At 35.9% G+C, this 23759-nt stretch carries 21 protein-coding genes; 12 read left to right on the top strand and 9 right to left on the bottom strand.

The genetic code is table 11. From position 1 onward, the window contains the following. Nucleotides 1–22: 22 nt before the first annotated feature. The 7 genes from QWY86_RS12005 to dcd form a co-directional block, all read right to left on the bottom strand. On the bottom strand, nt 23–541 hold the full coding sequence (locus tag QWY86_RS12005) for an SMI1/KNR4 family protein (RefSeq protein ID WP_290242445.1): 519 nt from the start codon (nt 539–541) through the stop codon (nt 23–25). Between the two features lie 5 nt (nt 542–546). Further along, complete coding sequence (gene purD / locus QWY86_RS12000) at nt 547–1818, bottom strand: phosphoribosylamine--glycine ligase (RefSeq protein ID WP_290242443.1); 1272 nt, start codon at nt 1816–1818, stop codon at nt 547–549. Nucleotides 1819–1967: 149 nt separating this feature from the next. Then, complete coding sequence (locus tag QWY86_RS11995; protein ID WP_290242441.1) at nt 1968–2849, bottom strand: SDR family oxidoreductase; 882 nt, start codon at nt 2847–2849, stop codon at nt 1968–1970. 146 nt (nt 2850–2995) lie between these two features. Beyond that, nucleotides 2996–3757, bottom strand: coding sequence for an enoyl-CoA hydratase/isomerase family protein (locus tag QWY86_RS11990; protein ID WP_290242439.1), 762 nt, complete (start codon nt 3755–3757; stop codon nt 2996–2998). Nucleotides 3758–3844: 87 nt separating this feature from the next. Then, entirely contained in the window at nt 3845–6529 is a 2685-nt protein-coding gene (locus QWY86_RS11985; RefSeq protein WP_290242438.1) for a transthyretin-like family protein, read from the bottom strand. Nucleotides 6530–6618: 89 nt separating this feature from the next. Next, a complete protein-coding gene (locus QWY86_RS11980; RefSeq protein ID WP_290242437.1) occupies nt 6619–9309 on the bottom strand; it encodes a carboxypeptidase-like regulatory domain-containing protein in 2691 nt (896 codons plus the stop codon). 84 nt (nt 9310–9393) lie between these two features. Continuing rightward, a complete protein-coding gene (gene dcd / locus QWY86_RS11975) occupies nt 9394–9930 on the bottom strand; it encodes a dCTP deaminase (protein WP_290242435.1) in 537 nt (178 codons plus the stop codon). Nucleotides 9931–10002: 72 nt separating this feature from the next. Between dcd and QWY86_RS11970 the strand changes: the two genes are divergently transcribed. The 5 genes from QWY86_RS11970 (at nt 10003) to QWY86_RS20125 (ending at nt 13512) form a co-directional block, all read left to right on the top strand. Continuing rightward, nucleotides 10003–10653, top strand: coding sequence for a 4'-phosphopantetheinyl transferase family protein (locus QWY86_RS11970; protein ID WP_290242433.1), 651 nt, complete (start codon nt 10003–10005; stop codon nt 10651–10653). 14 nt (nt 10654–10667) lie between these two features. Further along, on the top strand, nt 10668–11396 hold the full coding sequence (gene lipB, locus QWY86_RS11965) for a lipoyl(octanoyl) transferase LipB (RefSeq protein ID WP_290242431.1): 729 nt from the start codon (nt 10668–10670) through the stop codon (nt 11394–11396). Between the two features lie 485 nt (nt 11397–11881). After that, nucleotides 11882–12607, top strand: coding sequence for an SGNH/GDSL hydrolase family protein (locus QWY86_RS11960; protein ID WP_290242429.1), 726 nt, complete (start codon nt 11882–11884; stop codon nt 12605–12607). 75 nt (nt 12608–12682) lie between these two features. Continuing rightward, nucleotides 12683–13180 carry a DUF5684 domain-containing protein gene (locus QWY86_RS11955; protein WP_290242428.1) on the top strand — a complete coding sequence of 166 codons (498 nt, stop codon included), beginning with the start codon at nt 12683–12685 and terminating at the stop codon, nt 13178–13180. Continuing rightward, complete coding sequence (locus tag QWY86_RS20125; RefSeq protein WP_353958916.1) at nt 13180–13512, top strand: DUF2752 domain-containing protein; 333 nt, start codon at nt 13180–13182, stop codon at nt 13510–13512. Before QWY86_RS11955 ends, QWY86_RS20125 begins: the two co-directional genes overlap by 1 nt. On the opposite strand, the gene QWY86_RS11950 is transcribed toward QWY86_RS20125, so the two are convergent. Then, nucleotides 13509–14252, bottom strand: coding sequence for an RDD family protein (locus tag QWY86_RS11950; RefSeq protein WP_290242426.1), 744 nt, complete (start codon nt 14250–14252; stop codon nt 13509–13511). The genes QWY86_RS20125 and QWY86_RS11950 overlap by 4 nt on opposite strands. A 143-nt stretch (nt 14253–14395) precedes the next feature. Between QWY86_RS11950 and QWY86_RS11945 the strand changes: the two genes are divergently transcribed. From QWY86_RS11945 to QWY86_RS11920, 6 genes are read left to right on the top strand one after another with little or no spacing between them, the layout of a single operon-like run. Next, nucleotides 14396–15346, top strand: coding sequence for a stage II sporulation protein M (locus QWY86_RS11945; protein WP_290242424.1), 951 nt, complete (start codon nt 14396–14398; stop codon nt 15344–15346). Between the two features lies 1 nt (nt 15347). Continuing rightward, nucleotides 15348–16226, top strand: a complete 879-nt coding sequence (locus tag QWY86_RS11940) for a hypothetical protein (protein WP_290242422.1) — start codon at nt 15348–15350, stop codon at nt 16224–16226. Between the two features lie 4 nt (nt 16227–16230). Next, on the top strand, nt 16231–16956 hold the full coding sequence (locus QWY86_RS11935) for a DUF4129 domain-containing protein (protein ID WP_290242420.1): 726 nt from the start codon (nt 16231–16233) through the stop codon (nt 16954–16956). Then, nucleotides 16953–18128: a DUF4350 domain-containing protein gene (locus QWY86_RS11930; RefSeq protein WP_290242418.1), complete on the top strand. Its 1176-nt coding sequence runs from the start codon at nt 16953–16955 to the stop codon at nt 18126–18128. Before QWY86_RS11935 ends, QWY86_RS11930 begins: the two co-directional genes overlap by 4 nt. After that, nucleotides 18128–19105, top strand: coding sequence for an AAA family ATPase (locus tag QWY86_RS11925; protein ID WP_290242417.1), 978 nt, complete (start codon nt 18128–18130; stop codon nt 19103–19105). Before QWY86_RS11930 ends, QWY86_RS11925 begins: the two co-directional genes overlap by 1 nt. Nucleotides 19106–19130: 25 nt before the next feature. Continuing rightward, nucleotides 19131–20477, top strand: coding sequence for a DUF58 domain-containing protein (locus QWY86_RS11920; RefSeq protein ID WP_290242414.1), 1347 nt, complete (start codon nt 19131–19133; stop codon nt 20475–20477). A 294-nt stretch (nt 20478–20771) separates the two neighbouring features. On the opposite strand, the gene QWY86_RS11915 is transcribed toward QWY86_RS11920, so the two are convergent. Continuing rightward, complete coding sequence (locus tag QWY86_RS11915; protein WP_290242412.1) at nt 20772–21830, bottom strand: nucleoid-associated protein; 1059 nt, start codon at nt 21828–21830, stop codon at nt 20772–20774. A 312-nt stretch (nt 21831–22142) separates the two neighbouring features. Between QWY86_RS11915 and hisS the strand changes: the two genes are divergently transcribed. After that, nucleotides 22143–23525 (top strand): histidine--tRNA ligase, encoded by a 1383-nt coding sequence (hisS, locus tag QWY86_RS11910; RefSeq protein WP_290242410.1) that lies wholly within the window; start codon nt 22143–22145, stop codon nt 23523–23525. Nucleotides 23526–23759 lie beyond the last annotated feature (234 nt).

Raw genomic sequence — 23759 nt, 5'->3', positions numbered from 1 at the left:
TTTGATTTTAAAACCGATTTTCCTAAGCCCCTTTCAGAAAATCGAGGGCATTGATAAAATAATTCTCTATACCTTCATATGGGTCTTCTCCAGGAATCCATGATGCGAATTTCCAATATTCCCATTCGCCACTTTCTGATAATGGCGGAACTAAGAGGAAGTATTGCTCTTGATTTCTGCCACCAACAATAATGCTTCTGGCTAATTTAATTGCAACATCCAAAAGTTCATCGTTATTAATCCAAATTTCAATTATTTCCGGGTCAATATCCTTTAAAAACCCAACATTAACCGTCGATTCAAAAGTAGGCTCAATGTTTTCATTTGGGGTAGTAAAGCCATTTGTAATCGATAGAAAGTCTTTATAATCTTTTGGTAGAGTGATTTGTAATCTCTCCTCCAGTTGCTTAATCTCATCCGCAGAAGCTGGCTCATTTCCTAACCATTTCAACTTAGTTTGTTCATCAGTAAATATGAACTCTCCTTGTTTAATCGCAGTTTCTGAAATTTTCTTCAGTGTTTTTTTCAGTTTGATATCCATCAAAATTAAATTAAATCGAAACCAATATCTTCCCTAAAATATTTACCGTCAAAATAAATTCTGCCAGCATCAGCAGTTGCTGATTGAAGTGCGGTAAACAAATCTTTTTGCAAACTTGTGATGGCAATTACACGCCCACCGTTTGTTTTAACAACATCATTATCCAATAAAGTTCCGGCATGGAAAGCATTAGAATGACGAAGGTTTTCAATGCCTGAAATGGCTTTCCCTTTTATGTATTCGCCCGGATATCCTCCAGCAACAATCATTACGGTTGCAGCAGTTTCTTCGCTAATTTCGAGCTTAACCTGGTTTAAAGTTTTATTGGCAGTTGCCATAAAAAGTTCAACCAAATCATTTTTTATTCTTGGGATAACACTTTCTGTTTCCGGATCACCCATGCGGGCATTGTATTCGATAACGTAAGGTTCGTCTCCAACTTTTATCAAGCCAAAGAAAATAAAACCCGTATAATCGATATTATCTTTCTTTAAACCATTTACCGTTGGTTTAATAATTCTTTCTTCAATTTTATTTAGAAACTCTGCTGATGCAAAAGGAACCGGAGAAACAGAACCCATACCACCGGTATTTAAACCTGTATCGGCCTGTCCAATGCGTTTGTAATCTTTAGCTTCTGGTAAAGTGATGTAGTTTTCGCCATCCGTTAAAACAAAAACAGAAAGCTCGATACCATTTAAAAATTCTTCTATTACAACTGTTGCGCCAGCAGCACCAAATTTGCCGCCTAGCATTAGCTTAAGTTCTTCCTGAGCCTCAATAGTTTCAGTACAAATTAAAACGCCTTTACCTGCCGCCAATCCATCAGCTTTTAAAACCACTGGCAAAGCATGGTTTTGAAGGTAAGCTAATCCATCTTCTAAAGTATCTGGGGTAAATGAACGTGAAGCTGCAGTAGGAATGCCGTGACGCTCCATAAACTGCTTAGAAAAATCTTTACTACCCTCTAAAATTGCGCCTTCTTTCTTTGGTCCGATAACGGGAATGTGTGCAATGGTTGAATCAGCAAGAAAAAAATCATGAATACCGTTTACCAATGGTTCTTCCGGTCCAACTACAACCATATCAATTTGCTCAGTTAAAACAATTTTTTTAATTGAATCAAAATCGTTTACGCTGATGTTGATATTGGTTCCGTAAGCGCCAGTACCACCATTACCAGGTGCAATAATCAATTTATCACAATGTGAAGACTGGTTGATTTTCCAGGCGAATGCACTTTCTCTGCCACCTGAACCTAATAGTAAGATATTCATGTGGGCAAAGATAATAAATGAGGGATGGAAAATGGTAAATGGGCGATGGAAAAAGATGGATAAGGGAAAATGGTAGATGGATAAGGGAAAAAACATGGATGATGGAAAGTCCAGCATTTTCCATCATCCATATTACATCTTTCATTTTTTTAACTTCCTTTTGCGCTTCTGGTCATTTGTTCCAACATATCCCACATTTCGTTCGGGATAGCTTCTAAACCGTTCATTTGACCAGCACCTTGAAGCCATTCACCACCATCAATTGTGATGATTTCGCCATTGATATATCCAGAAAAATCGCTTACTAGAAATGCTGCAAGATTTGCAAGCTCCTGGTGTTCGCCAACTCTTTTTAATGGCACACGATTTTTAAAATCAAACTTTTTGGCCAAATCTCCGGGTAACAATCTTTCCCAAGCGCCCTTTGTAGGAAAAGGACCTGGTGCTATTGCATTTGTACGGATGCCATATTTACCCCACTCAACCGCAAGCGAACGCGTTAAAGCTAATACGCCTCCTTTTGCACAAGCAGACGGAACAACATACGCAGAGCCTGTAAAAGCATAAGTTGTAATAATATTCAAAACCGTGGCAGCTTGTTTTTCTTTTATCCAATGCTTTCCAAAAGTTAAAGTACAATTAACTGTGCCTTTTAATACAATATCAATTATTGATGAAAATGCATTCGCTGAAAGGCGCTCGGTCGGCGAGATGAAATTACCCGCAGCGTTATTCAAAAGCGCATCTACCGAACCGAATTTTTCGATTGTTTTTGCGAGAACGTTTTCAACTTGTTCAATCTCGCGTACATCACAAGCTACAGCCAAAACTTTACCGCCTGTTTTCTCTTCCATTTCATCAGCCGTTTTTTGCAAAACATCTTGCTTACGACTGGTGATAACCAAGTTGGCACCCAATTTTAAAAAATAAATACCCATCGCCTTTCCTAGTCCAGTACCACCGCCTGTAATTAGGATAGTTTTACCTTTTAAAGCATCATCACGAAGCATTGGTTGATTGAAATTTAACATATATGTGGTTGTTTTCTGGTTAATTGATGAACTGACTAAGCGGTTAATTGGTTAATTGTTGAATTGGTTAACCGTTTAATCGTTGAAATTGGTTATCTGTTGAACAGGATAATTGTTCAATTGTTCAACTGTGATTTTGAATTTGATTATTTTCTCTGAAGATTTTCTAAAATGGTTTTCAAGATATGTCTGGTTGATGGCGACCACCATTGCGTCAGCATTTTCTCGAGTGTAGCAGATTGGTCGCCATTTACGGCAGCTATTAAATCCTTTCGAATATTGAGTTTACTTTGCGACCAGGTGTTGCTTTCAAGCTCCATAAATTTCTTTATTTTCCGCTCTGCAGCAGTAAGCAAACTTTCATTTTTTACAACTTCATCTACCAAACCGATTTTTAATGCTTCTTCAGGATTAAACAATTTTCCGGTTAACAAACTTCGTGATGCTTCTGCGCTGCCAATCCAAAATGAATATAATTGAAAAATACTGTTCGGCACGATAATCCCAACCGGAACCTCATTTAAACCAATGATGAATTGACCTTCTGCCATGATTCTGTAATCGCAGGCCAAGGCCATAACGCAACCACCCGCAGGGCTATGACCACTAATGGCGGCAACAATTGGTTTTTTAAAAGCGACCAGATTTGCCGTAAAACTGAAAAAAAGTTCAAAGAAAGATTTAGCCTCTTCTTCATTATACTTATAAAGTTCTACAAGGTCCAGCCCTGCTGAAAAGAAAGGCGCCTTACCTGTTAAAATAACACCACCAATATTATCATCATTGGAGATGTTTTGCAACATATCATTAAATTCTACAATTAATTCCCGGTTCATGGCATTAGACTTGCCTCTATCTAAGGTAATCGTAGCCAAACGATCTTTAACGCTAACTTTTATTGTATTCATTTTAATGATATTTTGAATGTATTTGAAGCAAAGTAATAAATTTGAATTAGTATGCATGCATACTAATTCAAATTTATTACTTTTTAGTTATTTAACGCTATAAGTATATACTTTTCTCGCTAAACGTCCTGATACATCAATACCTTCTATAATCATTCTATAATTTCCTGGCTCGTTAGCATTATAGAATTCAAACCGCCCTTTACCAGTATCATTTGTAATAACTTCCGGATTCCAATAGATTGTATTTCTTGTATCATCAATATTTAATGGCTCTGGCTTATCATATTGCGGTGCATAAAATACTTTAGAGACAGTAATACCCTTTGGTTTTAAATTAACAATACCTTCAGGAATATACGGTGTATCTACTCCTCGCCTGGTGGTAATTACAAGAACTCCTCCGCCAGCATCAAAACCATATATAGTTGTATAAGCGATTGTCTTTAGTAGTTCTATACTCTCAATATCTGCCGGCATTAAACCCTCTAAACTACCAGGATATATACCATCTACAACATACAGCATAGGCGTTTGCTTTAAAGTAGTTGAGCCAAAACTGCCTCTTATTAATCTTGGCGTATCTAACCTTGCAATTATACCAGGGATTTGCCTCCAAACACAAGTCCAGGTAGGGCAATTTTTCATCTTATCTCCACCCAATACAAAATCTGCCATTCCAGGCCCGTTATAGTTAGATGAGTTTGGCGCTAAGTTCTTTTTTCCTGCAATGGTTACTTCATTAAGTTTTATGCTTTTATCCATCAATCCTAAACGCCTCATTTCATCGAAATAGCTATCATTGGCTTTAATATAGGTCATTAAAACCTCATTTACATTAACCTCAACATCTGCCAGATTTTTATTTTTTGTGATGATTTGAGCAGGTACATTATCTAGTATAATGTTCACATTTTTTTCATTACTTTTTGTACGGGCCTGGACAACAAATCTTGTACTATCTTTGAACAACAGGTTTTGGAATTTGAACCTACCTTGTGCATCGGTTATGGTATCCAAAACAAAAGCTTTTGAATCCTTTGCCATTAACATCACTTTACCGCCAACTACTGGCTTGCCTCCCTTTTTAACAATTCCACTTATTACAGCAGATTGCTCTGCGGCATATGTTATTTTTGGAGCAACATCATTAATTACATTCTTCCATACAAAGCGGCTCCAGCCTTGAGTAAGCATTAAATTATCCAATTCCTGCCTGGTTTTTTCATCATCATTTAAGAAATAGTGATTAGGATTTTCAACGTATCCGGCTAAATCTGATGTAAGTAATAAGTTGCTTAAAATATTGCTTTCGTTATTTTCATCGGGTTTAATCTTACTAATATTGGCAACAGATATAGAAAAGCTACCAATTGCTGCTTTGCTATTATCAGATGCGTTAAAGTTAAAAACAGTTTTGCCTTTTCTACTTGCAGAAACTGAATCTGCATTTACATCAATAGCTAATTGATTGTTTTTATGATTTAGAAACACCAAACGTTCCGCAATTGGCTGATTATCGCCAGAAAACAATGTAAGCTGCGTAATACCTGATGGAAGTTTACTTTTATCAATTGATGTTGATACCAATTGCTTATTAATTCTAGCCTTCGCCACATGAAAAATAGAACCATTTTTCTGCGCTATAATTTTAAGCTCCGCTCCATTTATTAAATCCGAAGAGGATAATATCTTCACTTTTAATATTTTATCATCGGTATTATCAACCGAGATTGAATGGCCTTTTTGTATTTCAGGAAATTTGAATTCCTTTTCAGAACCATCTTTAAATTTAACCAAAGCCGTATAGGTTTTACCGGGTTGTACATTTGTAATAAAATTGCCCATGCCTAAATGTGCGGTTTGGAAGGTGGTCACTACTTTTTTATTATCATCTAATACCACGCCCGAAATGTTTTCGCCTCTACCAGTAGAATTTATAGCCTTAACGGCAATTTTTTGTGGTAAATCTTCAAGCAGAACACCACTTTCGGGTAAAAATTGAACATCTATTTGGTTAGATGTACTTAAAATTGGTATCACTTTTAAAACCTTTGACTTGTTTGGAAGTTGCAAACGAGCTAAGATTTTACCTTGCTTATTAAATTGATTGCTGGTAAAATTAATTTTTGCATCACCATTTAAGTCTGTTTTAGCTTTACCTTTTGATTGTGTTTTATCATCAATTTGAATCTCGTAACTAATCTCATCTTCCCGATATGGCATACCATTTTTATCTTCGAAATGTATGGTTGCATTAATATTATTCAAATTATTTTCTTTGCTGAATTTATAGGCTGTTTTAGTGAAAACCGTGTTTGAAATGCTATTGCCAACTTTAATAGTTTTATCATAGAAATAGTCGGTTTCGAAATTCCGCATATAGTTTGTGTATGCCCGAATTCGGTAGTTGCCCTCCATCAAACTATCAGCTATTTTAATATTACCCCAGCTTACGCCATTCATAAGTGGCAATTTAAGTTGCCTCTTCAACGAATCTTTTTCATCAATTAATTCAACATAAATTATTTTGCTTAATGATGAAAGTCCTTTAGTATTAGAATTTGTTGCGTAAGCTTTAAACCAAATGTCGTCTCCTACGGCATAATATGGTTTATCGAGATGGAGGTAAACTTTTTCGTGTGGATACTTTGTATTATAATCAACCAATTTTTTAAGGATAGCATTAAAAGGATCGTCATCTCCTTTAAAGGCTAAGAGTGTTACAAAAACTGCCGAGAATAGCAGGAGGCGAGTGATTAGATTTTTCATAATGGTTAGGTAAAATGATTATGCCTCAAGTTAATAAACCTGAGGCACAAATCAATAGCATAGTACTAACCTTTTAGTTATTGCAATATTTATTTTACATCAAATGTTGATACAGATCTTGCAAAATGCCCGTCAGCATCTATGCCCTCAATAACAATTCTGTAGGTTCCAGCTTCATCGGCATTATAAAAATTAAAAGTTGCCTTTCCATCTTTATCACTTACAACTTGCGGATTCCAGTAAATCGTACTACGAAAATCTGCTCTTGAAGTGCTTGTTGCACCATCATATTTTGGCGCATAAAATTCTCTGGAAATGGAGAAACCTTTTTCGTTAACCGTAACTACACCGGGCGCATAACTATTAGCTACAACGCCGCTACCACCACGTTTTGTAGTTATAACGAGCACGCCACCACCACCACGGCTGCCATAAATCGCTGTATTGCCGGGGGTGCGTAAAACTTCAATCGTTTCAATATCATTGGGATTCAAAACATCAAGAAAATCAGCTTCAACATTCATGCCGTCAACAACGATAGCCATTGGTGTATTTTGACTTCTGGTTGAGTAAGGGATGCCATTTCTCCACAAAACAAAAGGTATTCTTCCGTTTAAGCATTGCGAGAGTGTTACACACATTTCCAAATCCTTTGCAGTTAATATAAAATCAGCACGACCAGCACCATTTAAATTCGCCGAATTTTTGGCTGGATTTCTTTGCTCAGTTACGGTAACTTCATTTAATTTTATGGTTCGTTCCAGCAATCCCAATCTTGTCATTTCATTAAAGTATGTATCGCTTTCTTTAATGTATTTCATTAATGTATTGTTCACATTAACATCTATTTCTGCTCCATTCTTGCTTTTGGTAATAATTTGAGCTGGATGCGCATCAAGTTTAATTTCTACAAACTTTCTATCTGTTTTTGTTCTGGCTTGTACTACAAACCTTACACTATCGTTAAATTCGAGGTTATCAAAGCTAAATCTACCTTCGGCATTTGTTATCGTATCTTGAATAAATAATCCTCCTTTGGTAGCCATTATCATTACTTTACCATTAGGCACGGGTTTACCACCTTTAGTTACCACACCACTAATCGAGGTAGATTGCTCAGGCTTATAAGTAATTGTCGGACCAACTCCATTGATTACGTTCTTCCAAAGAAATCTCCGCCAGCCTTGTGTTAATAGCAAATTATCTAAATCTTTTATGGTCTTTGTATCATCATTTTTAAAGTAATAATTTGGTTTTTCTACATAACCAGCCAAATCTGATGTTAGTAATAAATTGGCAAATATATTACTCTCATTATCTTCATCGGGTGTAACTTTACTGGCGTTTGTAACAGAAACAGAAAAACTGCCAATCAAAGGCTTTTGTCTGTTTGATACATTAAAATTTATAGTCGATTTTCCCTTTTTCTCAGCAGAAGCGCCAGACGTATTTAGTTTAACATCTATCACATCAATTTTATTTTTATTAAAAATCAAGCGTTCTGCAAGGGGCTGATTATTAGCAGAAAACAACGTAAACTGAATAATTCCCGAAGGCAATTTACTTTTTGGAATAATTGCAGTTAGCAATTGTTTATCAACTTTTGCCTTCGAAACATAGTATATATTTCCACCTTGTTGTCCTACAATCTTTACCTCATCAGAATTTGTTAAATCTGCGGTTGTCATTATTTTAACAGATACTTTTCCAGTATCTAAATTATTTATAGATAACGCATAACCGCTTTTTTGAGCCAAAGGCAATCGAAAATCTTTTTGAGAACCATCCTTGAAAGTAACTTTTGCCGTGTACAACTTTCCTGCCTGCATGTTTAAGATGAAACTTCCAATGCCTAAATGTGTAGTTTCTACATTTGTAACTTCTGCTCCGGTTTGATCTACAATTTTAGCCTTAACATCTTCTCCCAAACCCGCTCCATTAACTGCTTTTATTGCTATTTTTTGTGGCAATTCTTCTACCATGGCACCGCCTTCGGGCAAAAACTGTACATCAACTTCGTTACTTGTCGATGTTATCGGAATATTCTTAATAACCTTTTGTTTGTTATCTAATGTAATTGCTGCAATAACTTTTCCTTTTTTATTGAGGAAAGATTGATTATTCGCAAAATCGATATTTGCTATTCCAGATTCATTAGTTTTGGCCTTACCTTTGGCTATTGTCCTGTAATCCAGCTGAACCTCGTAGGTTACATCATTATCCTTATAAGCAACTCCATTCTTATCCTCAAAACGAATACTTGCATTTACTTTATCGGTATTATTTTCTTTGCTAAACTTATATTCTGTAAAAGTGAAGACTTTGTTTGCCCAGCCATTACCAACTTTAATGTTTTTATCAAAGAAAAAGTCTGTTCCGAAATTACGCATGTAACTTGTGTATGCCCTAATTCGATAATTTCCTTCGCCCAGTGAATCTGTAAGCTTAAAATCACCCCAGGTTATGCCTCCCATTAGTGGCAGTTTTACAAGTCTTTTTAAAGAATCTTTTTCATTAATAAGCTCTACATATAAAATCTTACTAATTTCTGATGGTGCAAGCGTTTTAGTATTTACAGTATAAGCTTTAAACCATATATCATCGCCAATGGCGTAGTAAGGTTTATCTAAGTGGAGATATACTTTTTCTTGTGGATATTTATTTGAGTAATCTTCTAGCTTTTTTAGCAATTGGGTGAATGGATCATCGTCCATTTTAAATGCTAAAAAACTAAAAAGCACAGCGAAAAAACCTAGAAGGAGCGAGACTTTGATTTTCATTTGGTGTAGTGTAAAAGTAAATATGCCTCAAGATACAAAACCTGAGGCATATAATTATGAATTTTACATGAAAACCAAATTAAGCTAAAAGCTGTTCTTCCACATCATACTTTCAACAGGCCGGGTTGTTTTGTTATTATATTTGGCGTTGCCTTTACTGTTATACATGGTTTCTACTTCGCCTTCTACAACAAAATAAATTAATTGCCCAATTGGCATTCCTGCATAAACCTTAACGGGTTGCGCTACTGAAATTTCCAAAGTCCAGGTGTTGCAGAACCCAACATCGCCCTTACCAGCAGTAGCGTGTATATCAATTCCTAATCTTCCGGTGCTACTTTTACCTTCTAAAAATGGCACATGACTATGCGTTTCGGTGTATTCTAATGTTACACCCAAGTATAATGTACCTGGCTGAAGCACGAAACCATCCTTTGGGATTTCGAAATGCTCAATTTCATTATGTTTTTTTGCATCCAATACACGGCTTTTATAGGTTGCTAAATATTTGCCCAAATGTACATCGTACGAATTGGTGCCTAAGCAACTGCGATCGAAAGGTTCAATAATTATTGTTCCTTTATCAATTTCCTCTAAAATCCTTTTATCAGATAATATCATTATTATGCGTATTTTTGGCCTAAATTATCATTTATTTAAGATAATTTTGCATGTTAAATTTCAATTTTATAAATGCCAATAGTTTATAATAAAAATATTGATGAACACTCTGTTCTGGCAATCTGGAAAATTGAGGAAACAGAAGCGCAACTTTTAGCCGGTTTACAGTTAAAACAGCATGAGCTCGATATCATTTCATCATTAAATAATGGAAAACGGTTGCTCCATTGGTTAAGCACTCGTTTACTTTTACGTACGCTTTTAAATACCGCCGAGTATATCGATTGCAAATTTGATGAAGATGGCAAACCATACCTCGTAAACTTCGATTATAAAATTTCTTTAAGCCATTCTTACGATTACGCAGCTGTAATGATTAGTAAGGATTACGCTGTAGGCGTTGATATCGAACTCATCAAACATAAAATAAAAAGCATAAAGCATAAGTTTTTAAGTGATGTTGAGCTTGCACAAAAGCAAATTGGCGATAACACCGAAGGACTTTATGTATGTTGGTGTGCTAAAGAAGCAATTTACAAATGGCATGGTAAAAAAGGGCTGGAATTTAAGGCCCACATACACATCAAACCCTTTAAGCTAAAAAGCGAAGGCAGTTTAAATGCCTTGGTAGAGTTACCAAACGGAACACGCGAACTAACTGTAAATTATTTTAAAACAAAAGATGGCTATATGGTTGGCTATGTACAGGCTGCGGAAAAATAAACCGTAATAAGAAGATGAACGAGGAAAGTGAAAAATACGCTGCGGATAAATTAGTAAAAACACAATTTATAGATTGGGGGTTAACAGATTACCAGCAAGCCTGGGATAGGCAGGAAGATTTGTTAAATAAAACCGTAGCCATCAAAAGCGAAAATCGCGTTAATGGCACAAATTTACCTACACCTAACTATCTTATTTTTAATGAGCACCCGCATGTTTATACCTTGGGTAAAAGCGGTCATCCAGAAAACTTGCTGCTAGATGAACAAGGCCTTAAAGATAAGCAGGCAACATATTACAAGATAAATCGCGGTGGCGACATTACCTATCACGGCCCTGGCCAAATTGTTGGCTACCCGATTTTAGATTTAGATAATTTCTTTACCGACATACATTTATACCTTAGAATGCTAGAAGAAGCGGTAATTTTAACCCTTAAAGATTACGGAATTGAAAGCGGAAGATACGAAGGCTATACCGGCGTTTGGCTGGATGCTGATAATGAGAAAGCCCGAAAAATTTGCGCTATGGGCGTTCGTTGCAGTCGTTGGGTTACCATGCATGGCTTTGCCTTTAATGTAAACGTTGATTTAGATTACTTTAAAAACATTGTGCCTTGCGGTATTGATGATAAAGCGGTTACCTCTTTAGAACATGAATTGGGCTATAAACCCAATATCGAAGAAGTGAAGGAAAAACTGAAAAATCATATTGCCAATCTTTTCAAAATGGAATTGGTATAATATAATTTTTTTGAAAATGAACGGTTGGTACTTTTGGCGGGCATCAGTCCCGCTTTACGTTACAAGTCCGCACTCGTGCCTCGCTTGCGGGCTTTTCACTTCAATCGGGTTTGAGAACAAAGAATAGTGCACAAAACTTGCGAATCTACAAAGTGCTTAACATAAAACAGGCACCTAAAGCAAGCCTGCAATAAACAACTTGTTCTCCTTAAAACCCTATAAAACTTCCTAATGCTCTTTGCCGTTGGTTTCAACCAACGGATAATTGTGATAATTTTAACAAGCCGCGAACATTAGCCCCGACATACGCGAAAATACTTTTGGTTCTTTAAACTTACGAAGTCTCTACTGGAAGATGCCTGTTAGACTTCGTAAGTTTAACCAAAAGATTGCAGCATTGGCGGGACAAAATTAGCCATAAACGCAAGCCCGTTGAGCTTCTAAAAATCTAAAACCGTGTAAGCTACTTTTGCGTAAATTAGTGCATGAAAATTTTATTGAGCGCTATTTTATTTTCTTTTCTATCTTCGGGTTGCACTAAGCAAAATCCAATGCCTGTAAATCAACCAACCGATACTTCTTTTGTAGAAAAAAACACAACAGGTATTTTTACATACCTTGCCTTGGGCGATTCGTATACAATTGGTGAGGCGGTTAGTCAAAATGAATCTTTTCCTTTTCAACTTAAAAATTTACTGGCAAAAAATGCAATTAACTTAGAAACGCCGAAAATAATTGCCAGAACTGGCTGGACAACCGACGAGCTTCAGGGCGCAATTGTACAGGCAAAAGTTACCCAAAAATTCGATTTTGTTACCTTACTTATTGGCGTAAATAACCAATATAGAGGTTACAGTTTAGAAACTTACAAAAAAGAATTTCGTGAGTTATTGGAAACCGCCATTGGTTTTGCTGGCGGGAAAAAAGCCAGAGTTTTTGTAGTTTCTATACCCGATTGGGGCGTAACACCTTTCGCAAAAAGTGGCTTCAAATCTGCTGAAGCAATTGCCAAAGAAATTGATGCATTTAACACAGCAGCAGAAAAAATAACTAATGATGCAGGCGTAAGTTTCACAAATATTACACTTGGCTCTAGAATGGCCGCAAATGATGCTACATTAATTGCAAACGATGGTTTACATCCAAGCGGTAAAATGTATGAAAATTGGGCAAGCGCACTGCAACCAAAAATTTCTGCAGTACTTAAATAATTTAATATCAGCTTCTTTCATTTTTAATTTTAAAATTTTAGCTTAGTTTATTATTAATCTAAAAAACGAAAACTTATGAATGAGTACGAATCTTATGAAGGTAGCGGTATAGCCGCGGGCATTGGCGCAGTTGCTATTATTGTTTATTTGGCAATTATTGTATTGCTGATTGTTGGAATGTGGAAGGTTTTTGAAAAAGCCGGCAAACCAGGTTGGGCAGCTTTAATTCCAATTTACAATTTTATTGTGATGATTGAAATTGTTGGCAAGCCAATGATTTGGATTTTGTGGTTATTGATTCCATGTACTTATCCTGTTTTCGTCATTTGGTTAATAAACTTAATAAGTAAAAGTTTCGGAAAATCAGAGGGTTTTACCGTTGGCTTAGTTATATTTCCTTACGTTTTCTGGCCACTTTTAGGTTTTGGAAATGCTAGATATTTAGGTCCATCAGCGGCAGAGGCTCAAAATAATGGCTTCGGAAATAACCCGTTCAATAACCAAAACAACAACTTCAATAATCCATTTGGTAATCAAAACAATCCTAACGATACGCCTCCTCCGGTTGTTTAATGTTATTGATTACTTTACAAATATTTTGCAGCACAATCAATTTAGTTGATTGGCTGCAAAATCATTTAATACCCTGCCCTATTAAAACATTAACTCATTTAGATTGCCCTGGTTGCGGTTTTCAGCGTTCAGTTATCTTGCTGTTTCAGGGTAATTTTCAACAAAGCTGGGAATTATACCCTCCAGCAATTCCATTAATTTTGGTGTTTATTTCAGCTTTTATCATTCAAAAATTTCCCTTTGCAAAAAGCCCGATTGTGCTAAAATCAATGATAATTATCGTTGGTAATTTTGTATTGATATGTTACTTATATAAAATGTTTATCCACTAAACATTAATATTGGCGGTAATGTGTTTATAATCTCTCATAACGGTTTCCAGAAACTGAAGTTCGTTCATCCCGGCAGGAATATTCACAGCGATATGTGCTTTAATTTTTGCGGCCATCGCATAAATTAAATCTGCATTTCCGGTTGTGTAGTAACCCGTTAAAACCTCGTAAACAAGTTCAGCATCTCTATCATTTAAATGCAAAACCTCTTTAAATATGGGCTCGTAATCTTCTGGCAATGAAAAACTAAAGGCAACGTTATCAATTTTTGTACGGGGAACCGTTTTAATTAATGTTGTTTTCGCTAATTTATCGCCAATACGCTGGTGCTTTTCTGTAACTGCTACAGAAATTAAGGCAACTACACCCCATCCAAACCACACTCCAAAATCTACAATTCTAAAAATCCAACGCATTAAATATTGGCCGAAGGTTGGTTGTCCGCCATCAAGGCTGATGACTTTTATCTTCATAATTTTTTTCCCGAAACTTTGCCCGTTCATCAGCATTTCGCAAACCAAGTCATAAAAAATAAATATTACCGCAAATAGAATAATCAGGACGATTGAAATATTGCCCGATGTACTGAACTGTGCCGCAACCATTAAAATTAAAACCACGATGTACAAAACTGCAAAGCCAGCAAGATCTATTAATCGGGCAGCTATGCGTTCGCCCAAGCCTGCAACTTCATATTCAATATCAACATTTTGAGCAGTGCTAATTGTAATGGTTTCCATATTTCAAACATAATTTTTTTTATGCATAGATGATAGTTTCGCGTTTGTAAATTTTTCAGCGTAAAATTGATAAAGCAATTGCCGCTTATTTTTGTTAGCAAGAAAATTTAAACTATTTTAACCACAGATTTGAGTAGCTATTAATGAGAGAAGCTTTATTTGTTAAACAAAATACAGAAAAATGGCAGCGATTTAACGATTTGCAACAAGCAAGTCCTGATGAACTTGCCGATCGTTTTACTGAAATAACAAATGATTTAGCTTATGCTAAAACTTTTTATCCAAACTCAAAAACAACAGCCTATTTAAACGGCTTAGCCTCCAAACTTCATGGCTCGGTTTATAAAAACAAAAAAGAAAAATCAAACCGGTTTTTAATTTTCTGGAAAACAGAATTACCCTTACTCTTCTTCGAGCATAGAAAACAAGTCATTTACTCACTTGTATTTTTCTTGGTTTCTTGTGCAATTGGCGCAATTTCTGCAAAGTATGATGATACTTTTATCAGACTAATTTTGGGCGACGGTTATGTAAACATGACCAATGATAACATTGCAAAAGGCGACCCATTCGGCGTATATAAGCAACAGAACCCAATAATGATGTTTATCCAAATTGGGGCAAATAACATTTTCGTTTCTCTATACACCTTTGTTCTAGGTATACTTTTTTCCTTCGGAAGCATTGTTTCCTTATTCAGAAATGGTGTAATGCTAGGTTCGTTTCAATATTTCTTCTTTAGCAAAGGGTTGGGTATTCAATCGGTTTTAGTGATTTGGGTTCACGGCACTTTAGAAATTTCTGCAATTGTTTTGGCCGGTGCCGCCGGACTTATTTTAGGCAACAGCTTTTTATTTCCAAAAACTTACACGAGAATGGCATCCGTTTTAAAGGGTGCTAAAGATGGTTTAAAAATAGTGTTTGGACTTGTACCAATATTTATTGTAGCTGCTTTTTTCGAAAGTTTTGTTACCCGTCATACCGAAATGCACTGGACGTTAAGCGGCCTGATTTTAACAAGCTCTGCCACTTTCATCATTTGGTATGTTTTTATCTACCCTAGAAAAATTTATTATAAATCACAATTAAGTTAATATGCTCCTTAAAATAGAATTTAAGAAAATACGCGATTTCGGTCAGATAATTAACGATACGTTCACGTTTGTTCGTCAAAATTTCAAACCACTCGTTAAAACCTATTTTATTTTTTCCGGACTTTTCATGATTGCCGGAATGTTGGCCATGTTGTTGCAACAGTACAAAATGGTGAACATCGTAAACAATTTAGACGGATTTAGAAACAGGGGATTTGGCGCAGGTCTTTATGGCCTGGAATATTTTCTGGCCATTTTATTTTCACTTGCTGGCTACGCCAGTACAACTGTAGCAACACTTTCTTACATTGCGATTTATGTGCAAAAAGGCAATCTAACACCTACAACAGATGAAGTTTGGGGTTATTTTAAATATTATTTCTTTCGGATTTTTGGAAGCTCACTGCTTTTAGGCTTACTGCTTGCCGTTGGTTTTCTATTTTGCCTGCTTCCTGGTTTTTGGCTTATGCCAATTATCTCATTGGTATTCCCGATTATCGTTATCGAAAATGGCACAATTGGTTACGCATTTAACAGAAGTTTTAAACTAATAAAAGATAATTTTTGGATAACCTTTGGAACTCTATTTATTATTTGGATAATCGTTTACGCCTGCATGTCGTTTGTGGTTTTACCAACAACATTATTTAGTATGCTTGGCTTATTTTCTGGTAGCAAACCACAAATGTCGTTAACGTTTACAATGCTTGGTACGGTTATACAATACCTTTGTCAGGTTTGCACCGTAATTCCAATTATTACCATCGCCCTATCTTACTTCAGTTTAGTTGAGCAAAAGGAAAGCGCAGGCTTAATGCAACGTATTTCTACATTCGGAAACGAAGAAAAACCAGTTGATAATCGTCCGGAAGAATATTAAGCGCATGTTAAAATCGGTGTTCAAGTTTCTTGTTTGTTATTTATTGCTCTTTACGCAAGCGAAGGTTTATGCGCAAGTTGAAAAAACTAAATTAACCGCATCAGTTAAAACGGATAGCAGTAAAGTAACCCCTTCATCTTTTGATAAAAGAGCGATTGAAACCTATTCGGAGCAGAAAGAATTTCAATATGATGAGTCAAAAACCCGCGATTTATCCCTTTGGGATAGGTTTTGGATGTGGTTTTGGGAAATGATTTCCCGACTAATAACTACTGCTGGTTCTACTCCCGGGTCTAAATATTTCTTCATTTTTGTAGGTATTGCCATTATGGTTTACATCATCATAAAAATCATTGGTTCAGAGAATATTTTCAGCAAAAAATCAAAGGAAACCATTCTACAGTATGATGTGCTGAATGACAACATCCATGAAATCGATTATGAAAAAGAGCTTCAGAAATTAATCGGACAAGGAAAATATCGCCTTGCGGTGCGACTTTTATATTTAAGAAGCTTGAAGAAATTAAGCGATGCCAATATTATAGATTGGAAACCTGATAAAACAAACTACAACTATTTAACAGAAATAAGCAAACCAGAATTGCAATCTGCATTTGGTAAACTTACCCACCAGTTTGATTATATATGGTATGGAGATTTCCCGGTTGATGAAAATAAATTTGAGCCAATTAACCATTCCTTTAACCAGTTTAACGCTGCAATTAAATGAGGAGTTACAAGGTATATTTCGCGATTGGGCTAATATTGATATTGGTTTACCTTGTGGCTCAATTTAACAAACCAACACCAACAGATTGGTCGCCTTCTTATAAAAAAGATAGTAAAATCCCTTACGGAACATTTATTTTATTTAACCGGATACAGGATGTTTTACCCGGCACAAAAAAGCAAGCATCTGCTACACCAATTTACAACACCTTAAAAGGCAAAAACTACAATAACGCCAGCTATTTAATTATAGCACCTGAGGTAAAAATTACCAAGCAAGATTTTGAGCAATTAAAAAAGTTTGCTTCTGCCGGAAACAAGGTTTTTATCGCCAGTTATAATTTAGGGAATTATGCTGAAAAAGAACTAAAAGTAAAATCAGCTTATAACTTTAATCAAGATGGAAGCTCCTTAAACTTTACCAACCCGAGTTTAAAAACGGTAGTAAATTATGGTTTTGATAAGGGTATCGGCAATCAATATTACCGAAATGTAGATACTTCAAAAACCACAATTTTAGGCATTGATGCGAATAACAAACCAAATTTTATCCGCTACAATTATGGTAAAGGTGCATTATATTTAATCGCCGGACCAGGTTTCTATAGTAATTTTAACATGCTTGATAAATATGGGCCGGAGTATGCAGCCAAAACCCTTAGCTATTTAAAAGGTACTAATACCTTAATTTTTGATGAATATTACAATATCGTTGATGCCGGGCAAACCGATATTTTGCGTGTATTTTTTAAACATCCGGAGTTAAAATACGCTTATTACCTCTGCATTTTTAGTCTGTTGCTTTTTGTTTTTTACGATATAAAAAGACGACAAAGAATTATTCCGATTGCAGATCCATACACCAATACATCTGTAGAATATGCACAAGTCGTAGGTAGCGTTTATTATCACGAGCACAACAACCTCGATATTGCGCAAAAGAAAATAAGCTATTTGCTAGAGCATTTACGCAGTCGCTATTATTTAAGAACGAATGAAATTGATAGTTCATTTGCTACAACCTTAATGCATAAAACCGGTATTAACGAAGCAATGGCGAAATCGCTTACCCGATATATCATGCAAATACCATCGCTAAGTAGTTATAGCGATACAGAATTAATTGGTTTAAACCAGATTATAGAAGATTTTTACAAAAACACTAAAGCCTAATGGAAGAGGAACAATTTAACCAGCGCACAGATTTAACTGCACTAACCGATTCGGTAAATCAAATCCGTACGGTATTGAGTGGCATTATTATCGGTCAGAAACAAGTTATCGATTTTTTAATTGTTGGTTTGCTTTCTGATGGACATATTTTAATTGAAGGTGTTCCGGGAGTTGCAAAAACCCTGAGCGCAAAATTATTGGCAAAATCCATTGATGCGCAGTTTTCGAGAGTACAGTTTACGCCTGATTTAATGCCATCTGATGTTTTGGGAACGCCAATCTTTAATACAAAAACCGGAGATTTTGAATTTAGGAGAGGTCCGATTTTTGGCAACATTATTTTGGTTGATGAAATTAACCGTGCGCCTGCGAAAACGCAATCTGCCTTATTCGAAATTATGGAAGAGCGCCAGGTTACTATTGATGGCACAACCTATAAAATGGAAGAACCCTTTATGGTTTTGGCAACGCAAAACCCGATTGAGCAAGAAGGAACCTATCGTTTACCCGAAGCACAATTGGATAGGTTTTTATTTAAAATCGAAGTTAAATATCCATCGCTTGAGGAGGAAACCGAGATTTTAATGAAGCAACACACATTGGTGAATAAAACTTTACTTGATGAAGTGAAACCTGTTTTATCTGTAGCGCAAATTAAATCGGCAAGGGAAATTATCCGCAACTTATTTGTAGAGCCAAAGCTTATCGAATTTATTGCCAAAATCGTTAACGAAACCCGGAATAATCCATCGCTGTATTTAGGTGCATCACCAAGGGCCTCGCTGGCAATTATTCATAGTGCAAAAGCTCTGGCTGCTATACAAAATCGTGATTTTGTAACACCTGATGATATTATTACGGTCGCAGTACCAGTTTTGGCGCATCGTATTATTTTATCGCCAGAAAAAGAAATGGAAGGCATTACCACAACTGATGTTGTTCATCAAATTATTAAAAGAATAGAAATACCAAGATAGTTTTCAGGCTTAAAACTCAAATCAATTGAAAAAAATATTTCACCAGTATTACCAAAACTTATTTCTAAGCAACAGGTTGTTCGCAGCCTTAACCGCTTGTGTAATATTGTTTATTTTGAAGTTTTTTTTTGGTTGGTTGAGCGAAATTCCGGAGATAATTACTGGAGCTGTTTTTATATTGTTGCTTATAGATATTGTAATTCTTTACCGCTTAAACAATGGCATTGATGCGCATCGAATAACCTCAAAAAGATTAAGCAATGGCGATGAAAACCCGATACAAATTCAAATTCAAAACAAATATGGTTTTGGCGTAAAACTTAGGGTAATTGATGAAGTTCCATTTCAGTTTCAATTACGCGATAAAGATTTCAAATTGAGTTTAAAACCTGGTGATGTTAAATCTATTCATTACAATTTAAGGCCAACAAAGCGTGGCGAATACGACTTTGGTTTTATTAGGGTTTACACCAGTTCTGCGCTTGCCTTAGTTAGTCGTAGATTTAATTTCGATGGTTCAAAACTGCTTCCGGTTTACCCATCTTTTATAAATCTTGGGCAATATGAGCTAATGGCAGCTTCTCATCACCTAACAGAATTTGGCGTAAAAAAAATCAGAAAAATCGGACAAAGTACCGAGTTTGACCAAATCAAAAACTATGTTGGCGGTGATGATATCAGAACAATAAACTGGAAAGCTACAGCAAGAAAGAACAGCTTGATGGTGAATACTTATACCGATGAACGTTCGCAAAATATTTACTGCATTATCGATAAATCGAGAGTAATGCGAATGCCATTTGAAGGTTTAAGTTTGCTCGATTATGCCATTAATGCAACCGTTGCTTTATCAAAAGTGGCAATGCTTAAGCAAGATAAAGCTGGCATTATTACTTTATCTGAAAAAATTGGTTCTATTGTACCGGCAGAGCGAAAATCGACTCAGCTGAGTCACATTATGCAAGTGCTTTACAAGGAGAAAACACGTTATTTAGAAAGTAACATGGAAGCGCTTTATAGCACCATACGTTCGGTTATTAAACAACGTGGTCTTCTGGTTTTTTTCACAAATTTCGAAAGTTTATCTGCATTGCAAAGGCAAATGCCTTACCTAAAAAGAATTTCAAAATACCACTTGCTATTGGTTGTGTTTTTCGAAAACACGGAGTTAAGAAGTTTAAGTACCGAACCTGCGAAAGACATTGAAGGCATTTACCACAAAACCATTGCAGAAAAATTTATCTACGAAAAAAAAGTAATGGTTAAGGAATTAAACAGACATGGCATTCTTTCTATTTTAACCCCACCGCAGAAATTAACGATTAATGTGATAAATCAATATTTGGCTTTGAAAGCACAGCAAAAAATTTAATGGCGAATTAACACAATAGATATTTATTTTTTGTCCTGGCCGGACGGGCCTTTTTCTTTTGGCAGCAAAAGAAACAAAACTGTCGGCTTAAAATTTTTGTATTGAAGTTAGGAGTTTGGCTTGGTTAAGCTATCCCCAAAAATTTGTTAGGCCGATTTAAGCTTAACGAAGATTTGCTGCTTAGGCTTAGTTGGGCGGGAATACAAAAATATCATTATGAGTTTGCATCAATACATTTATATGGGTCAGAGTATGTAAAACTACTCCTTTCTAAAAAACCAACCAACTAAACCCCTACTCCTCTTCTCTGAAATAAACTTTATAATAATTCATCGATTTTTCATCATCATAACCCTTTTCAATCATTTCTTTATTGCCATGAATGTAGATGTGGAAATTCTTATCCAATTTTAAAACACTTTTATAAACACGGGCTTGCTTTTTAACCGCAGCATCTGCAATCTCAAAACTATCCGCAATCGGACTTTCATACTCTTGCTCGTAACTTTTCTTGTAATTTTTAAAAGATTCAATCCCTTCGGCATTTCCAATAACTTCATTTCCGAATTCTTCAATATCAAAAGTTTCTTTTTCCTTAAAATATTTCATCGAACGGTTAAGTAAATCAATTTTATCGGCTTTGCTTATTTCGTAATCTTCATCCAGCTTTTGGGTTACAAAATTTTTATAAACCCCCAATACATTATTGGTTTGGTTATAACTGTCGTTCCTAATTTTAAGCTTTAAAAATTCATCTTTCCAATACACAGCACTATCATTACTGCTTTTTGCCTGGTCTAAAACCACAACTTTAAACCCATTCTCTTTCTCCACATTAAAAACTAAACAGCCTTTATCCAATTTATTAATGTTAATTGCCTCCTGCTCATAACTCACATTAAAACCATCTTGCTCGGGGTAAACTTTTAAATAAGTATCCTTATTTTCCGATTTAAAAATCCCAACAACATCAAGCTGCTCGCCCTCGATTTGAACTTTTTCAAAATAGGCAACATACAATTCCCCTGATTTTATTTTCGGGTGGTTCGCCACATCATATAAATGTTTCGCTAATTGCTCGGAATTTTCGTGGAAGAGCGAATTATTTTCAAAAATCTCATTCGCAAAATGGAAAACCTCGTTTAACTGTAAATTATCGCTTGGGTGATATAAATGATAAACCTCATTTACCTTTTCAAAAGGCTTTAAAAAATACTGCATCAACAAATTACTCAATATTTCATCGTCAATTTTCAGAGGCGCATCAGATAAATTATAATATTCTTCCAGTAATTTATTGCCGGTGTGGTGTATAGAAAGTTGCTTTAACGAAGCTTCGAAAAATGAAATCATGGGGCCAAAAGTAAGTAAAACCTACCGGAAAGATTCGTAACGATTTTTTAAAATCCATTTATTTTTTGAAAATGATTATCGGTAATTCTTGGCAATTTCAGTCCCGTTATCCGCTCATACGCCTGCAGGCCTTAACCACAGGCCGGTATCCGCTGTTACCGGGTTTAAGTGTGAAAGCAGGTTAAGGCACATTTCCGTCATTGCGAGGCACGAAGCAATCTTAATGCAATAGATTGCTTCGTGCCTCGCAATGACGACCAATTCAATTCTAAAATATCCGTGGTTATTAATCCTTTTTGTACTTTTGCGGCTATGTCAGTTATTAAACCCTTATTAGCAAAAGGTACACGCGATTTTTCTCCGGTAGAAATGGTAAAACGCAACTTTATTTATGATACCATCAAAACGGTTTTCAGGAAATACGGTTACGCGGAAATTCAAACACCAAGTATGGAAAACCTTTCAACTTTAACCGGAAAGTACGGCGATGAAGGTGATAAACTGATTTTTAAAATTTTGAATAGTGGCGATTATCTGAGCAAGATTGATGAACAATTACTGGCAACCCGGAACTCGCAACTCGCAACATCTAAACTATCTGAAAAAGCACTCCGTTACGATTTAACTGTGCCTTTTGCCCGTTATGTGGTGATGCACCAAAACGACATTACACTTCCATTTAAACGTTTCCAGGTGCAGCCGGTTTGGCGTGCAGATAAACCACAAAAAGGTCGTTACCGCGAATTTTACCAGTGTGATGTAGATGTTGTGGGTTCAAAAAGTTTGCTAAATGAAGCAGAATTTATTTTGATTTACGATGAAGCGTTGGGCAAATTAGGCTTAAAAGATTTCAATATTAAAATTAATAACCGCAAAATTTTATCCGGAATAGCCGAAATTATCGGTAAACCCGATTTAATTATCGACATGACAGTTGCCATTGACAAGCTTGATAAAATTGGTTTGGATGGCGTAAGCAAAGAATTATTAGAACGTGGATTTACAGAAGCTGATTTGGAAAAACTTCGTCCGGTGATTTTACTGGAAGGTACAAACGAAGAAAAACTGGCCAGCTTAAAAACTGTTTTGGCAGAATCTGAAACCGGTTTAAAAGGTATTGCAGAAATTGAACAGGTTTTTGAATATGTAGAAAATCTGATTGCTTACACGTTGCCGCTAACGGCAAAATTAGAACTCGATATTACGCTTGCCCGTGGTTTAAATTATTATACAGGTTGCATTTTTGAGGTAAAAACTAATGAAGTAGCAATGGGTAGCATTGGCGGTGGTGGTCGTTACGATGATTTAACCGGCATGTTCGGCTTAAAAGACTTAACAGGTGTTGGCGTTTCTTTCGGTGCAGATAGAATTTACGATGTTTTAGAAGAACTAAACCTTTTTCCAGCGTCAGCAGAAGTTGGGACAAAGGTTTTAATTAGCAATTTTGATGAGGAAGCCGAGCGCTTTGCCTTACCAATCCTGCAACAATTCAGAACGGCAGGTATTGCAGCAGAACTTTATCCAACGTCAGCAAAGTTGAAAAAACAAATGTCGTACGCTGATGCGAAGAAAATACCATACGTTGTACTAATTGGTGGCGATGAAATTGCAAGTGGAGAACTTACTTTGAAAGATATGCAAAGTGGTGAGCAGAAAAAAATGACGGCTTTGGCGATTATGGATTTGTTGAAATAAGGGTTTAGAATTGGTTTGTGGATATCAAGAATCCGTTGGTTGAAACCAACGGCAATGAATATCGGCAAATGTTTCTAGCCACATTCCTATGTTTTTTAAACCCGTATTCTATGGTTTTTGCAAATAAATGGTTAATTAATTTTTCTGAGTAGCATTAATTTAGGTTGCTATTTCGGCAAGATACGGTGTTCCTCTTTTTACGGCTGCAAAGACTCTGCTCAGTAGTTTGTTCTT

The organism is Pedobacter aquatilis, assembly GCF_030409415.1.
Lineage (GTDB): Bacteria > Bacteroidota > Bacteroidia > Sphingobacteriales > Sphingobacteriaceae > Pedobacter > Pedobacter aquatilis.
The sequence above is the reverse complement of the archived record's forward strand: the minus strand, read 5'-3'. Positions and strand labels throughout refer to the sequence as shown.